General features: G+C 57.8%; 8 protein-coding genes. 6 read left to right on the forward strand and 2 right to left on the reverse strand.

Features of this window, described 5'->3' with window-relative positions; genetic code table 11:
* Positions 1 to 5: 5 nt before the first annotated feature.
* The 3 genes from D1F64_RS06690 (at position 6) to D1F64_RS06700 (ending at position 5533) form a co-directional block, all read left to right on the forward strand.
* The gene (locus D1F64_RS06690; RefSeq protein ID WP_162901361.1) at positions 6 to 2405 is read left to right on the forward strand and encodes a pyridoxal-phosphate dependent enzyme; all 2400 of its coding nucleotides are present in this window, start codon (positions 6 to 8) and stop codon (positions 2403 to 2405) included.
* A gap of 28 nt (positions 2406 to 2433) precedes the next feature.
* Positions 2434 to 3330 (forward strand): DMT family transporter, encoded by an 897-nt coding sequence (locus D1F64_RS06695; RefSeq protein ID WP_117411796.1) that lies wholly within the window; start codon positions 2434 to 2436, stop codon positions 3328 to 3330.
* A gap of 673 nt (positions 3331 to 4003) precedes the next feature.
* Positions 4004 to 5533 carry an LA2681 family HEPN domain-containing protein gene (locus tag D1F64_RS06700; RefSeq protein WP_162901362.1) on the forward strand — a complete coding sequence of 510 codons (1530 nt, stop codon included), beginning with the start codon at positions 4004 to 4006 and terminating at the stop codon, positions 5531 to 5533.
* 233 nt (positions 5534 to 5766) lie between these two features.
* Here D1F64_RS06700 and D1F64_RS06705 read toward each other — a convergent pair whose 3' ends face one another.
* Positions 5767 to 6816 carry a hypothetical protein gene (locus D1F64_RS06705; protein WP_117411798.1) on the reverse strand — a complete coding sequence of 350 codons (1050 nt, stop codon included), beginning with the start codon at positions 6814 to 6816 and terminating at the stop codon, positions 5767 to 5769.
* Positions 6817 to 7063: 247 nt separating this feature from the next.
* A complete protein-coding gene (locus D1F64_RS06710) occupies positions 7064 to 7672 on the reverse strand; it encodes a hypothetical protein (RefSeq protein ID WP_205470675.1) in 609 nt (202 codons plus the stop codon).
* A gap of 629 nt (positions 7673 to 8301) precedes the next feature.
* Between D1F64_RS06710 and D1F64_RS23725 the strand changes: the two genes are divergently transcribed.
* The 3 genes from D1F64_RS23725 (at position 8302) to D1F64_RS06720 (ending at position 16423) form a co-directional block, all read left to right on the forward strand.
* Complete coding sequence (locus tag D1F64_RS23725) at positions 8302 to 9996, forward strand: NACHT domain-containing protein (protein ID WP_205470676.1); 1695 nt, start codon at positions 8302 to 8304, stop codon at positions 9994 to 9996.
* Positions 9954 to 14900, forward strand: coding sequence for a hypothetical protein (locus D1F64_RS06715; RefSeq protein WP_205470677.1), 4947 nt, complete (start codon positions 9954 to 9956; stop codon positions 14898 to 14900). Before D1F64_RS23725 ends, D1F64_RS06715 begins: the two co-directional genes overlap by 43 nt.
* 464 nt (positions 14901 to 15364) lie before the next feature.
* Positions 15365 to 16423, forward strand: a complete 1059-nt coding sequence (locus tag D1F64_RS06720; RefSeq protein WP_117411799.1) for a DUF3800 domain-containing protein — start codon at positions 15365 to 15367, stop codon at positions 16421 to 16423.
* The last annotated feature ends 3 nt before the right edge of the window (positions 16424 to 16426 follow it).

The raw sequence follows: 16426 nt of genomic DNA on the forward strand, positions 1-16426 counted from the left end.
TCACCATGACCATCAATTTTGCCAAGCCCCACCCCAGTGTGCTTCGGACCTTCTCCGAGCCGATGTTCGTCAACCTCCGCCCGAACCTGACCGCAGCGAAGTTCGACCTCATGAAATTCACGCCGGCAAAGAGCATCATTGAGGACGCGCTTTCATCCGGGCGCTTGGTGCACGGCAGTCATGTCATCGAAAGCAGTTCGGGCACCTTTGCCCTTGCGCTCGCGATCCTGTGCTCCCAATTCGGATTACGCCTCACCCTCGTCACAGGGCCAGTCTCCCAAGTCGTTCGCTGGAGACTCGAAAGTCTCGGGGCAAAGCTCCATGTGGTCAATCAGAGCAATCTCTGCGAAGGCGGGATCCAGCAGGCGCGGCTTGGCGTGCTTGCAGAGCTGCTCCAAGAGAACCCTGACGCCTTCTGGCCCAAGCAATACACGAACCCGTTGAATGCCGCGTCCTATCGCCCTTTTCCCACGCAGCTCCTCGATGAAGGCCGCCGTTTTGACACGCTCGTCGGAACTGTCGGCTCGGGGGGATCCCTGTTTGGCTTCGCCCGCGTCCTGCTAGAAGATAACCCCAGCCTGAAAGTCGTTGCGGTCGACCACAACAGGAGTGTCATTTTCGGGGCGAAAGCCAGCAAAATCACACGGATGTGCCGTGAGTCCTTCGAGCAGGTTCTCGCTATGGGCGCCGGCATTCCAATGGGCAATGTCAGCTTCCAAGATTGCGACGAGGTCCACTGGGTGCCGGTTCCCAAGATGGTGCGGCAGGTCCATCAGTTTCACGCCGAGACCGGGCTGCTGGTCGGCGCGTCGAGCGGAGCCGCGCTGACGGTAGCGAAGTGGCATGCGGAACGGGAGCCGGACCGCAACGTGCTGACGATCCTTCCCGATCACGGCGTGAGATATGTTGAGACCCTTTTTGATCCGGAATGGCTCGATCGCTGGCCGGACGACCTGCGTGCAACGTGGGACAGCCCCAAGACAAGGAAAGCCTTGAGGACATTACCGAGGGTGGTGCCGGATGACGTGGGGCCGGAAGCCCTTCGAGGCCGTCGCCGGTCACCCGCCGCTCCCCCGGCACGCTGGTTACAATCCCTGAAGGGCAGCGCCATGAACATGCATTCCGATTCGTCATTCAGTGCATCCCGCAGGCGGAGGTTCAACAGAGCGGCCTTGGCATCTCAACAGCGCGACGGCGGGAGGCCGGTGTTGGTGGGCATTGACCGTGAGGCGCTATCCCTAAACGTCGGCATCATCCGACGTCGACTTGGAGCGCGAGGCCTCTGCGCGGTCCTGAAAGGCGATGCCTATGGGCATGGCATCGGCCTCGTTGGCTCGTGCCTTCTTGACCAGTGCACTCACATGGCAGCCGTAGATAACCATGAGCTCGTCGCGCTGCGGAAGATGGCCCCCAACACCCCGCTCCTCCGGCTCAGGGTCGGGACAGAGGCCGAAATCAGCCAGGCCGCCCGCGCCGGGTGGCGCATCCGCGAGATGGCCGCCTCGCGCGACAAGATCGAGCGGATCGCCCGTCTTTACGCCCATTTTGGGGCCCGCGCGGAGATCCACCTCAGCCTAGATGCGGCCGGGTTAGGACGGAACGGGTTCTTCTTCAGGGACCTTAATGATATTGACGTCCTAGCGCGCGACATCATGGCCATGCCGAATGTAACGGTCGCGAGCATCGCCTGCCATCTTCCGGATGCCGGAAGCGCAGACCCGTCGGATCGAGACGACCCGAGCCGCGTTGCCATCGACAAGTTTCGCGCTGCGGTGTCGGTGCTCTTGCGTCATATGCGGGAGAATGGTCGCAAGCTGCCAGAACTATCCGCCTACTCATCCGCGTCGTCCTGTGCGTTCGGACAGAGCGATAGTCTCCTAGATCTCGGCTGTGCTGTATTCGACCGCATCGGCAGCTCGCTCCTCGGATTGACGGAGGGCAACGGGCATGGCGAGCGGAACACGTCCCAGGTGATGCACGTATCCACGGCTGTCTGTGATGTCGTGCACCGTCAGGTAGGGGAGACGGTTGGCTATGAGCGGTCATACGCAGTCGAGGCGGCGAACGGTGAGGACGTGGCTCTCCTAGGTGCAGGCTGGCTGACCCTGAGCCGCTATCAGCAAGGCATCGGGAAAACGGAGCTACCGGCCTGGTGCATAGGTCCCGATGGTTCGCCTCACAGGTTCCTTGGACGGCAATCAATGAACATCTCGACCATCGCTGCCAAATCCGCGCGAGGCGGTAACCTCACGACGGGCGACATGTGCTTCCTCACGACCGACTTCCACGGGACAGACTGCGCCCCTACGATCCCGCGCATCGCCAAATGGATGGGTGGCGTGCAGCACGAGTTCGTCACGTCGGCCTTCGGGACCAGCCCCTCCAGCTTGCGCTTCCTCTTCTGACACTAACCTCTCATAAAGACATGCCCCCATGACCTATGCGACAATGAAGCCGGATCTTGCGGGCAGCAACCTGACCGGGGTGTTCTGGGCATTCCTCGGCGTAGGGCTGTTCGGCTTCATCTACATCTCTGGAAGGCTCAGCGGCGGCGATATCTCCGCAGGCCAGCTCATCTGGTTCCGATACGTCGGCGCGCTGATCGCGATGACACTCTGGATCGCCATTTTTCCTTCTGAACGGGCCAAGGTGCGCTCGCGGCAGGTGCCGGTGCATGGGCTGCGAGCCATGGCCGGGGGCGGCGGCGGCATGGCCGCGATCTACGCCGCGAGCCATATGTCGGTAACCAGTGCAACCGCAATCGGACTCTTGGACGGCCTGTTCGTCATCATCTTAGGCTTGGTGCTGTTGGGCGAACGCTTTTCCGCCAAGCAGTGGGCGGCCGCCGCTTTATGCCTTCTCGGGGCAGCCGTAGTCGTTCTTGCCAGCGGGGCGGCCACGGTGCAGCTTGAGGACATGTTGCCGGCCAGTGTGGCACTACTAGGTGCGCTTCTCGTGGCAACTGAGAGCATCATGATTAAGAAGCTGGCGCGATCAGAGATGAGCGTGAGCGTACTTTTCTATGTCAGTCTTTTCGGAACAGTCCTCTTTTCGGTTCCGGCCGCGGCTTCTTGGAATTCACTCGGTCCCGCCGCAACCGGTTTGCTTCTTCTTCTGGGACCAATCGCCCTGGCGGGCCAGCTCTGCAACATCTTCGCCTTCAGACGATCGGATGCCGCCCTAATCGGTCCAATCCGCTACACTTGGATCATCTGGGGCGCCCTTTTCGGATGGCTCTTTTTCGGCGAAATTCCGTTGGCCGCGACATGGGGCGGTATGGCTTTCATCCTTTGCGGAGGCTGCTACCTAGCCTTCTCCCAAAACCGATAGCCGATGCAATGAAGATCGGCGGCACGGTGGTGGTGGTGTGACCGACCGTCAGGCGGTCATAGGACGGTTCCGCTCTATACATGAGCCGCCCGCTTCTTCATCGACTGACGTACTCCTTGTATGCGTCTCAGATAGAGCCTGAGCTCCACAATCATCTTTGTGGAACCGTCGGCTCTATACGGTTAACATACCGGCCCCGCATACTAGCTGCGCGTTAGGAGTTTGCCGTCTATGAAGCGGAATGTGGATGGCCGCTATCGGAGGCAGCACGCCCGGCATGCTGCACCGCCATCAGGCGGCTCTTTGCTTCTCGGGCAAATATGGAAATAAGTAGAGAAGGTGAGGCTGCAGGTGCGGCGAACGGCCGGAAGGTCCGCATAGGGGACATTCAGGATAGGTAGCTTTAAATGGCAGCTTACGGCCCATAGCTGACATTGGCCGGATCTTCACCTGATGGCGGCTTCGCGCCCCCAATTAGGTCGTTCAAGCGTTTCTCGCGGGTTCCTCATAGCAGACAAAGTGCTAGAATGAAATTTTATCGCCGATGCTAAGCGCACGCTTTGATCGGGATTGAGCAGCCTCTTAATAGAATTCGGAGTAAAGTTATTGCGGCTCGCACAGCGTTGGCCGTAAAATTGGTCAACGCAAACTCATCCCAAATATGCGAGGTCTATTGGCCAAGTCCACATTCCAGAAATCGCTCGCCAAGGCGGGTGAGTACATTGATGAAGGCTTTGACCTGAGCGATCCGCAGCTCACTGACCGGGCGTTTGCGGTTCTCGACAAGCTTGCGACATGCAAGACAATCCACGATGAAGATGCAGTTCTCCTGCACTACTTTCGCGCAAACGCATTCAACAACCGCCAGCACCACGAGGGACTGGCGCGATCATGGCAATGGGAGATGGAACATCTCCAAAGCGAGTTGCTCGAACTGCGTATGGCCGTCAGGCATAAAGGATTCGAAAAACTCGATCCAATCAGGCGCTGCCAAATTCTGACCAATCTCGGCAGCAAGCTCAATTCAGTTGGCCGCCCTGTGGAAGCCCTTCACTATTGGGACAAAGCTCTCGCGATTGAGGGGCGCTTTGCCATGGCGCTCTTCAATAAAGGCTTGGGGCTGCTGAGCTATGCTGATTCAGTCAGCGATCCCGGACACTCCCAACTCCTTGCAGCGCAAGCTCACGATAACTTCGTGGCAGCAACAGCTCGTGATGCTGTGCACGAAAGTACGGAGAACGCAAAGCTTGTTCCTTATTTTGCCGAGCGAGCGAAAGATATTTCAACGTGGCTCAATGTCACATCCGCCAATGAGAACCTGGAAGAGGAGCACAGTCTGGGCCGCTCAAGGGCAGAGAAGGCCTATCGTCGTTGGTGCTTGGAGAAACGGTTGTTTCTCAATCCCATGAATGACCTCGGTACATACTCGATTGCCGCTGCCGACAGCTTGGTTCTGCCGTCGATCACACTTCCTTTCGACAAGGTCGGAGCGATGCCGCCGACAGTCTTCGGACTTTTCAATCAGCTCAAGCAGGAATTTACTACGGCAAGGTTATTCCTTTTTGAGGGAATGACGGCTGACACAGCGCACTTCGCCGACAAGGGCGTGAAGCTCATAAACACGCTCGACTACCCGAGCTACGGGGTGAACGTCGAGAAGGCCCGACAAGGCTATCGAATGACGTATGCGTTATTCGATAAGATTGCCTTTTTCCTGAACCACTACCTCGAACTCGGCATTCCCGAAAAGAAAGTGTTCTTCAGCTCGATCTGGTATGAGACAAAAGGAAACCCAAAACCGATCCGGCCGTTTTTCCAAGATAGGGAGAATTGGCCGCTTCGGGGCTTATTCTGGCTATCAAAAGACCTTCATCATCCTGACTTTCAGGAAGCCACAGAACCGGACGCGGAAGCCCTGGCGCATCTGCGCCATCATCTTGAGCACAAATACTGCCAGATTCACGAACAATGGGGCGTGACCCTTGTTAATTTTGATGATGCAGAAGCCGAAAAGATCGGCCTGCATGTCGGAAGGCATGATTTCGAGGCGAAGGCGCTGAGGCTAATCGGACTTGCACGCGCCGCGATAATCTACCTGTGCTTGGCCGTTCACCGAGAGGAGAGCTTCAAGAAAGATGGAAGCCCAAAAGAAATTTCTGTACCTATGCTTGCCGACACATGGGACGACAAATGGAAAGTCTAGGCGCAGGTGAACACGTGATTTGCCAATGCGACCATTGAGGTCGCGATGGCAAATCACTCAAGTCACTCAGCATCGCGTCCGCTTGTTCTGATTACCCATCGAGAGCGGACGTTCCCCTCGCGGCCCTATTGCCGCCGGTATTGCGTTGCCCTCGAAATGACTGCTCTTGGCCAGAAGCTGACGCTGGCGAGTTGATCGATGGCAACACAAGCGAATGCCGGCGATCTAACCCCTTAGCACCGCCTCCTGTCAGGCGGCGAAGTACGGACTTCGTATTGCTTCAGCCATGCATCCCTGCTGGTGCTGTGGATCACGAAATCGACGTAAGCGCGTCTCTGCTGTGTCTCGCCGCCGTTGACCTGGGGCCTGAACCTCCAATTCGCGAGCGCGACCCCCGCCGGTCCCGCGTGCATGTCGGGCCAGCGCATCGATGCCTTGGCAGGCGCTCCGAGGGAGTTCAGCGGATTGTTGAAGGATGCAGCGACAATGCACTTATCGATGTAGGTGATGCCGCCGACGCTTCCGTCGGTGTCGATGATAAAGGAATACCTCAGTCGATAGACGGAGCCAAAGGTGTAGCGGAGCAGTTTCTGAGGTGTGTTGAACATGGGGGCATGAATCGGCACCGGTACCGCTTCGACCCAAACGGGCGGTGGCGGCGGCGGAGGAACACGCGGTCGGTCTACGGAGAACTGGGAAACCACGCCGAGGAGGACCACGATTCCCAGAGCCCATAGAACAAGTTTACCCGGGCCTCCAGCACGCGTCGAGCCGGGTGTCCCGCCGTATCCGCCCGAGGATCCCGAGTACCCGTCGGCGACGCCGACCTTTCCCCGCTGTGCCCCTTGGTTCCCCGAGAGCCGGGTAACGCGTACGCGTTCGGCACCGAAGCCGAAGGCTCCGCCCCGGTCCTCCCATTTACTTACGGCTTCCTCGTTGCCGTCCTTGTCCCGATGGACCCGTACGTGCTCTGTTCCCAACCCGAAGAAGCCCCCGCGCTCCTCGACGCGAGAGGTGCCCGTCTCGTTGTCGCTTGTGTCATAGTTGACCTGCGTCGGCTCTGCACCGAATCCAAAGAACCCGCCACGTTCCTCGGTCTTCGAGTAGCCTACCTCGTTGCCAGAGGTGTCTCGTTCGACTCGGACGGTCTCGGCTCCGAATCCGAAGAATCCCCCACGTTCCTCGCTGCGGATCTCTCCTACTTTTCGGTCGTTCTCGTAGACGACCTCCCTTTCGTTCCCCCAGAAGTCCTTCTCCTTCTTGGTGACGCGCTCGTCGGACACTTGTTATCCCCTAATTGAAATTTTCTGCGACCAGGTTAATGCCATGGTGCAATGTAAATTCGGTGACGAATATTGGCAACGCGGTTCTCGATCAGGCAGCCTTGACATCCTCTGCCCGCGGCCTCGAAGCAACACCTTGGCTGTCGACGTCAGGATTTGGCGCAAAGCAGTCGTTGATCGAAGGGGAGACCAAGTTCAACTTTGAGCCGAAAACCAACATCACCCAACGACAGTACAAGCTACTAGCTCAGTGGATGCAGCCAAGATACATTTCGCCAAATCGTTCGCGCGCCGCTTCTGTAACCGCGTCACCAACGCTATCATGAATGAATAGGCCGTAAGGCTCTACCGCCACGAGTGCGATATCAAACTCGTCTTTGAAATCTGTTTTGTTCTCGCTCAAGAACTCATACCGTAAACTGGCCCATAGCTCGAAGCCCAGTTCGATTTCGTCCTCCTCCAGATAGCCTGAATTCTTGATCCTCACCTTTTTATCGACATGCCCGAGCGCATCCAAAAGCATTATCCCGCATGTGTGAGCTGCGAGGTCAGCAACTTGAATGCCTGCAACGGATTTTGAATCTTGCTCGAAATGGAAACTGCATTTTTCGAGGCCCTCACTCTCACTAGCAATTTTCTCCGCTGCTTGCCTTGAAGAAAACAGGCCCTCATCAAAGTAAACCTTATGCCGATGTTCTTTGAATCTTTTGTGCGTGAGAGCTTTTTGAAGCAAACGTAGGGAAGCGGGACCTATGTTTTCGTCTCCCTCGACGACGCAAACAGAGACCTTGCATCTGCTTCGAATGAACTGTTTGAGGTCATCACGTAAACTCCGCAATCTGGGATTGTCTTTCATCCGTGCAGAGGACTTGAACTCATAGAGAGATGGGTCAAATCCGTTTTTTACATGGAGAGAGGCTAGTTCGACCTGTGGGTCTGTTTCGCAAATGGCGAAGGCCGCGAGGGAAAACCCCCGGAGTGATGCTTACTATCGTCCAAAAAAAAGTACGCCATGAGCTACCTGTAACCAGTCTGAACATTCGGCGAAAGTATGTAATGCATTTACAAAATGCTGCACCACGTTCGAACGGCAGCTTTGACGGGCCGCACGGGAGTGTCTTGATAAAGCCGCTAAGGTCCGCTCAGGGGCTGTCTTCTGCCCGACCGGTCCCAGGCGTAGAGATTGGGAAAGCTGACATTCAGGTGCACCGAAGTCTCGGTCAGTAGCCGCGAACAAAGCCGAAATTGGCGATCCATACGGGCTCGCCTAATAACGGACGTTCGTCGCATTCGCGGCATCCGAATCGCGTGATCTGGGCCGCTAGCTGACGTTCGACTTCTAACTCCACTTTTGACGATACCTGTCGCTAATGAACGTCTTTTCTCGGGAAAGCGATCGACACTCGTCGCAGGGCGCTATCGAAGCGGGCACTTTAGCCGATGTAGATTAAGTTCAGGCAGACACAACACGTGGTAAAAGAATCGATGATGAGCGATGAAATTCCGGCCACTGACACAATAGCTATTGATAAGGTGCGAGCATCGAAGGCTGGTCACGCTTATCATGAGGCTTGGGCCGCACGAACGGCGTTAGAGCTTCTTCTGCCGTCGACCGACCTCACTGCCATCACGCTCGAAGGGTTTGATGAGCAAGATGAGGAGGACCTCGGAGCAGGCGCAGTCGAAATTGCCGACCTTGTCCGATACCATGGCGGGACCGATGTCGCTCGATCGCATCGGGCTACGGCGGTTCAGTTCAAATACTCGATCGCCAGCGCGGATATCGCGGTGAGAGCCGCGGACCTAGCTGCTACCCTCTCGAAATTTGCGATCACCGATGCCGAGCTTCGTACCACTCATGGTGACGATCATGTTCAAAATGTCGTCCGGTACGAATTCGCCACCAACAGACCTATCCACGATAATCTGGGGCTGGCCATTGCCGCGGTTATTGCCGGCTCAGAGGTTGAAGGTGATATAGCTCGCCAAGCGAAGCAGATAGAGAAAGCTCTCGAGAACTATCCTCATCGATCCTCCGAGCTGCTACGCAGATTAGAACTAGTTGGAAGCAAGGGCAGTCTGCTCGACGCAGAACGCGTCATTTCTGCAACGCTCGCGGCATGGAGCGAGCCCGGCGACCCAGACGCAGAGAAGCGCTTACTCAAGCTCCGGAACCTCATCAGAATCAAAGCCGGTCCTGGCAGCGAAGCCGATAAGCGGGTCGACCGAGTTGCCGTCTTGGCCGAATTGGAGGTTGAGCATGAGGATCGGCTCTATCCGACGCCTGATGCTTTTCCAGAGGTTGACGACGTCGTTCAAAGGGGTGCGCTGGCCGACATACTAGCCCTGGCTCGACAACAAGGTTCGCCGCTCATAGTCCACGCCGCAGGCGGCATGGGCAAGACCGTTCTGATGCAGGGACTTGCCGATCAGCTTCGAGCTGACGGTCCGGTAGTCCTATTCGATGGCTTCGGCGCTGGTCGGTGGCGTGACCCAGCGGACAACCGACACCTTCCAGATCGAACGTTGGTGCATCTAGCCAACTTGCTCGCTGGCGAAGGACTATGCGACATTCTTCTTCCCGTCGCTGATGTAACCAGCCTGCTAAAAGCCTTTCGTCGTCGCCTTGCCCAATCTGTCGCTACTGCCCGGAACACGCATCGTGAAGCGCACATCTCGTTGGTATTAGACGCGATCGACCACGCGGGACTAGCAGCACACGAAACAGCTACTACGTCGTTTGCCCATCTCCTTTTGCGAAGCATAAGCGTCGACCCCATCGACGGCGTCCGATTGATCGCTTCCTGTCGAACCGAAAGGCTAGCGATCGCAAACGGCGACTGCGCCCATCGGGAATACCAAATACCGCCGTTCACAGACGTGGAAGCGCGAACACTGATTGCACTGCGCGTGCCGGATGCGTCGGGTGATGAATTTGCTGCGCTGCTTACGCGGTCGGGTTGCAATCCACGGTGTCTCGATAGCCTGATCACATCGGGCCGCCCATTTGACCCATTGCTTTTTCCCGATGCGCCCGCTGAACCGCACGATCTTCTCGACGCTCTGTTGCGGAAACGTCTTGAGGATGCACGCCTCACGGCGAGGACGCGGGGGCCTCAAACGCCGACATCGACCTCTTGCTCGCCGGAATCGCGCTGCTCGCGCCCCCGGTGCCCATAGGGGAACTCGCCGCCGCGCAAGGCCTGATGGCCGAAGAGGTCGAAAGCTTCGCAACCGACCTGGCGCCGCTGCTCGAACGCACGCCCCATGGCCTGATGTTCCGCGACGAACCGACGGAAACCCTAATTCGATCAACCTACGGGATCGATCAATCTAGCCGAAGCCGCGTCATTGCCGCACTACAGGACCGGCAACTCACGTCGAACTACGCCGCCAGAGCGCTCCCGGCATTGCTGACGTCTCTTCGCGATACCGACCAGCTCATTCAGCTAGCTTACGATCTTCGTGTGCCGGCAGGTGCCACGCAGGTGAGCACGAGAGACATCCGCCTGGCCCGGATTACAGCAGCCATAGCATTGACAGGAGAACTCGGCCGACGAGATGATCTACTAAAGCTGTTGCTGGAGGCGTCTCTCGTTGCGGCCGGTCACGAGCGCTCCGACCGATTTCTCTATGAGCATCCTGACCTCGCAGCCGTCTCTGACGATCCCGAGGCGCTAAGACGGCTCGCCGTTACGAATGTTGGCTGGCCAGGGGGAAAGCACGCTGCGCTGGCCTTGGCAAATGCTTTCGTAGGCGATCAGGATGAAGCTCGGCGACATTCCCGTAGGTCAATCGACTGGCATAACTGGGCAGCGCAAACACGACGCAGCACTTGGTTTAACACTGCGGACGTTTCTGGAGATTGGGATGATGTTGGCTTCGCATATGTAGAAATGCTCGCCGGAAACGACGTCCGCGTAGCAGAGTTTTTTGGACGAAGAGAGGACGGTTCGGCCTTCGCAAAATTCAGAGATCTCTTCGACCTTCTTGAACGCCACGGAATTACGTCTCACGCCCCGTCGGTACGCATTGTTTCGAAATTGTCAGGATGCCGCCTGCCATCACGCTCACTCTTCGCTGCCGCGCTGCTGTTTACTGCGCGTGACGACATCCGAGATATGAAAATGCTCCGAGCGATGGCCGCCGCGCCGCCTACCGCCGCCGAGAGCGCAGGTTTGGCTATGGCGAGCGTACTGGCGGCAGTCCGGGCTGCCGATCTTGGATTGTCTGAAGTGGGCATGAGCCTTTTAGAAGGTGCCGGACTCAAGGTTCAATCCATCCACGCCTATTCGAGCTACTACCCGGTCGACCGCACCATTGATATGACCGTAGCGGCCGCCGGAGTAAAATCGGCCCTTCGGCGAAGGCCCGTCACGTTGATCGATATCGCGCCTTCAGAGCTCATCAACCTCGTCCCGGCAAGTGCTCGCGGGCGCGGCGCAGCAGCGTTTTCGCGCGCACTTGAACAGAAGCTGGCAGAGCCAAAAAACGACGGCACCAAACCGCGCCGAAAGCGACGTACCGGACTCAATGGCAAAGATCGATCGGACTATTCGCGCGCTCTGAGCAGCCGGATTAGGCCGCTAGTGCAATATTCTCAGAACATTGCGACCATTGTCCGCCCGCCCGCTGGACGCACGCGGACGGAGATGTTGAATGCGGCGTTCGATCGCCTTGTTAGCGATGTCGAGAGGTCTTCAAACTACCCTTATCGCGACGGAAAGGCATATCTCGCACGGACCGGTTTTCGAGCAATATTCCAAGTGGCCGACGCGCTGGGCACGTTGAATCCAGCGATCGCAAAACGAATGACAGATTGGCTGGCGAGTGCCCCGGGGATGTTCACCCCGGATCTTACCGAAATCGTGGCGAGACTTTCGCGCATACCGGCATGTCATGATGCCGCACTCACCCTAGCCGGCCAGGTTGAGCGTAGAATTCAGCTCGACACAGATGTCGGTTCCAGAGTGGCAGCCTATGGACAGCTCGCACGAGCGGTGTGGAGGGTAAGTACCGACGAAGCCGCGGCATACGTCAGAAGAGCGCTCGACCTCGCAGAGGCCATCGGCTCGGACGACTTTGATCGCACCAATCATTTGCTCGAACTTACAGCGCACTATACCGGCCCGGAATTGCCAGCGCAGGCGGCTCACACACTGGCCCGTATCCTGGAGCTTAACCTAGGTGAGGATGGGCGTTTCCCTTGGATTGAATATGCTCAGACGATGGTACCTATCGCCGGTCGCGCCGTGCTGGCGATGCTGGCTCGGCTTGACGACAGGGATGTCGCGCGGCTGAGACTTTCACTTGGTCCGGCGCTTACGGTCCTAATACGTCAATCGAAACTTCCTCCCGCCACCGCAGCGGCGCTGTTCGGCTTAGCTCCGCCTGGAGAGGCGTGGACCTGGCACATTTCGGATTTTGCGTCCGAGGCGCTTAAGACCCTTCCGCCGGAGCACTACGAGTGGTTCTTCAGTATGCTTCTCGTCGAGATTGATCGGGACGATCAACTCGCGCCGACGCGGGAGACGATCGAAGGTTTGCACCGACTAGCTGGACAGATGCTTCCTCCGGCATCGGCGTCTCGCCGCCGGATCGAGGGGCTACTTGCTCGCCGTGGTAAGGAGGCAGTGACACCGCCATTGTCATCGACCGCGGCTGCCGGTCCCGAAGCACTCCCGATATTCCCGGTGGATCTCAGTGACCCGGATGAGATCGATTGGCAAATCTCAAGCGAAGAAGTGGATCAGACCGGTCGGCGATGGCCGGTTCGAACCTTACTCGATCTTGCAAAGCGAGCATCCACCCCGGCGGCGCGGCTCGGTTTTGTAAGAGCTGTTGTCGAAACCAGCAATGCAACGCTGGCGGACAAGGTCAGATCACTGGACGATTACGTCGAGGAGTGGAGTAAAACCTCCGCTGCAATGCGTGATGCGCTTCCAGAACTTGCACTGCGCTTAGCATCGAAACATGCAGCGGAACTTGCTAACTCGAGCACGGACGCATGGGGTGCCTGGCGAGGGCTCGAAAAGTATTTCTTCGCTGACCGGGTAGCGTTGGTCGAGCACGTCGTGGCCGGCCTCCGCGGTATTGCGCACGAATTGGGAGGTAACGCCTGGCTCGCATTGGCTGCTCGATTGGCCGCCGACGTCAGCAATCAGGCGATCGCCGATGGTTTGGAACGATTTTTGGCGAGCAGCGGCGAGAAGTTGCCGACCGAAGTCGGCGACGGCCCATGGAATGATCAACTTTCAGTCCCCGCGGACGAGGCGGAGCTAGTCGCTGGTCTCGTATGGGCTCGACTTGGACATCCCGTCGCGGCGATGCGCTGGCGTGCGGTTCACGCGGTGAGGCGCTTAGCAAAGGTCCGGCGTTTTGATGTCATAGATCTATTGATCGCCCGTTTCGGCTCCGGCGTGGGGCTGCCCTTCAGCGACGCAAAACTTCCATTCTATGCGATGCACGCCCAGCTTTGGCTGTTGATTGCGCTCGCGCGAGTGAGCAAGGACGATCCCGAAAGACTAGCTCAACACCGGATCTTCTTTGAGCGCATCGCACTGTCCGCGGATTTTCCGCATGTGGTGATGCGGTCGTTCGCGATCGATACATTGCGAGAAATTGCTCACACGCTCGTCCCCGCGGAAGGTGCGGCGCTCATCAGCACGCTGTCCGCCTCCAATGTCTCGCCTTTCCTTCACGCTTCCAAGGTGGACTATAGAGAGTTCCGCTACGTCGCCCGGCCAGACACCTCGCCACGACCGGAGGACGCCTTTCATCTAGACTACGATTTCAACAAGTATCAGGTCGAGCGCCTGTGTCATGTTTTCGCTTGTCCTGGCTGGGAGGTAGAGGATCGTATTGGCGCCTGGGTGCGGCGTTGGGACAGCACCGTCAGCGCAATGCACGTATGCCCGCGCACCTCAAGCTACGATGAGAGTTGGTCCTCCGGCTATGTTCCCGATCGTGAGCGCTATGGAGGATATCTCGGCTGGCACGCCCTCATGCTTGTCGCGGGCGACTTTCTCTCGTCGCGTCAGGTGGTGGGTGAAGATTGGAACGGCGACGCTTGGGCAGCTTTCCTGAACGAATACCTGCTTTCCCGCGATGACGGATTGTGGCTCGCTGATCTCACCGATCCATATCCGCTCAATTTGGCCAGGGAATCAGACGTTCCCATGCCAGAGTGCGGTGACAGGAGGAGCACCATTCATGAAGATGCCGGGCTTTTGGCACCGATGCTAGGCATTTGCGACGGAAAACTGGCGGCGGAATGGACGCCAGTGTCCGGTCGTTGGTCGATCAATCGGGACACAACCCTGACGCTCCAGAGTGTGTTCGCGAACCCGACCGATGCTCGTTCGGCGGCTATGACCTTGCTTTCCGATGAGCCATTTTTTCGCTGGCTGCCGGATGACGAGGACGAAATTACCCGCCATTTCGGGGAAGAGGGTCATAGCGTCCAACCATGGATCGCAGAGACGCCAAATACCCAACGTCAGCTCGACCGTCACGACCCCTACGGGTGTACGTCTGCCCTAGACAGGCCGTTCCCGACAGAACCCACCAAGAATTCGCTCGGCGTCGTCCCTAGTGATGCTGTCGTCCGTCAATGGACGAGCGACGCCGTCCCGCAGTTTTATGCCGAGGCTTGGGGTGCAGAAGGAGGCCGCGGGGAGCAAGCGTGGAGCGAGACGGGATCACGAATATTCGTCAGCACCTCTGCGTTGAATTCGCTTCTGGAGGCGACGGATCGAAACCTCCTCCTTCTACTCAAGCTGCAGAAGTATCATCGGGGGAAATCGAGCTTGCGCGCTGGCGATACAAGTCCCTTTACCCACCGGTCCCTCATCGCGGTCGCGAACAGGCGCGGAGAGGTCTGGCTGCCTCAACGCCTGTCCAACAAGGCCAAGCTTGCGCTCGAGACGCTAGACGCAGACCGTCGGCGCGACTTCTATCCTCGCTTTCGAGCGATCGCCGGGTTGCCGGACGAATGGCTTGCTCGCCGACGTGCTTCAGCAATCGACGCCGAACGCTTTCGGATCCTCATTGAGGGACTGGAAGCGGATGATGCGAGCCTTTGATGGCTAGTCGGGCGGGCCGCCAATTTCGTGAACGAAAGGCAGCTTAGCCCGATTAGGGATCCACAGCTGCCGTTCCGGATCGTCCGACAGCATTGCCGTTCAAGCGGCGTCCGATTGACGTCCGCTTTCGGGCTCGTCGAATAGGTCGCCGAACGACTGAGATGGGCGCGCGTTGCAGCCCAGCAGCATCGGCGCCGGGAGGGGAATGGCGGGTTCTGACCATGGAACAAGCGAAGCCGACATTCTCACGTTTCGGGTAAAAGGTAGCTCCCGGCCCCTCACCCAATGAGCGGCGAAGGTCCGGAGCCAGCTCTTCTCGGACATTCTTGCCTGATGCAGCGTCCACGCAGGTGTGAAGTTCCACGTCCATCTTCCAGAAAGCTAACACTCGGTGGGAATTGGTTGGTCAATAGTATCATAGACACCTATCCTATGACGTGTGGTGCTGGACGGATGGCTTGGCAATGGAATGTTTTCGGATTGACGAGAGTGGCTATACTGGGTTTGACTTGCTCAACGCAGATCAACGTTTTCAGGGCGCGGCAGCGATCGCCATCGCTGATGACGACGCAAAGCGACTGATTAAGCAGCACTTTCCGAAATTGCAGGCGCCTGAGCTCAAATACCGTTCGCTGTCGAGGCGGGAAACCAACCACCCGCGTCTAATTGGGCTGATGCGCGACCTTTTGAGCGACTTCAAGTGCGTGACCTGCGTCTGCGACAAGCGATTCATGCTGACGCTCATGTTTGTCGACTACGCCGTGGAGCCCTACTATTATGAACGGGGTTTCGACTTCTACGCGGATGGCCAGAATTACGCGATGGCCTCCATGCTGCACATGGCTGGGCCAACTCTGCTCGGAAAGCCGCAGTTCAAGAGGCTGATGGTGTCCTTTCAGCGAGCGATGAAGGAAAAAACCGACGGAGTGCTCAACGAACTGGTGGCAGCCGCCAGAGGGACGAACTGGGGGCAGATACCTGAGGTTATCGGGCCTCTCGCGCGGTACGCCGACCCCGAATGTCTAGAAGCCATTGCCACCCCAGAACTGAGCACCGACGTAGCGATAGTTGTACTGCAGTCGCTGATAACGCGGATGGAAGTGATGGCAGATGGCCCCTATCGTGTTGAGCACGACCAGTCCAAGAACCTCGCCACATATCATGAGCTTTTGCAGCGGTTCATCTACTACAACGACACCGCGCAATTCCGTGCAACCGAGATCACGACCCTCAGCTTCCCCTTGAAGCTGACCGAGGTCAAGCAAGTGGATTCCAAGAAGAGCCCGGCGGTGCAGCTCGCAGACGTGATGATCGGTGCCGCAATCGAAGCCGGGAACAATCTGGCTGGATTGCGCAGTGGCGGTCTCGACCCTGAGCAGTTGCTGGCCCTGTATGCCGACGAACAATTCATCCACATGCTGCCATCAATCGATTTTGAAGAGCAACGACGCTTCCGCCAAGGTACTCAGAACGGTGATCTGATCGACTATCTCGCCGCCAATCTAATGGGTGCCAAACGTTAGGTC

The sequence above is a fragment of the Breoghania sp. L-A4 genome (genome assembly GCF_003432385.1).
In the GTDB taxonomy this organism is placed as follows: domain Bacteria; phylum Pseudomonadota; class Alphaproteobacteria; order Rhizobiales; family Stappiaceae; genus Breoghania.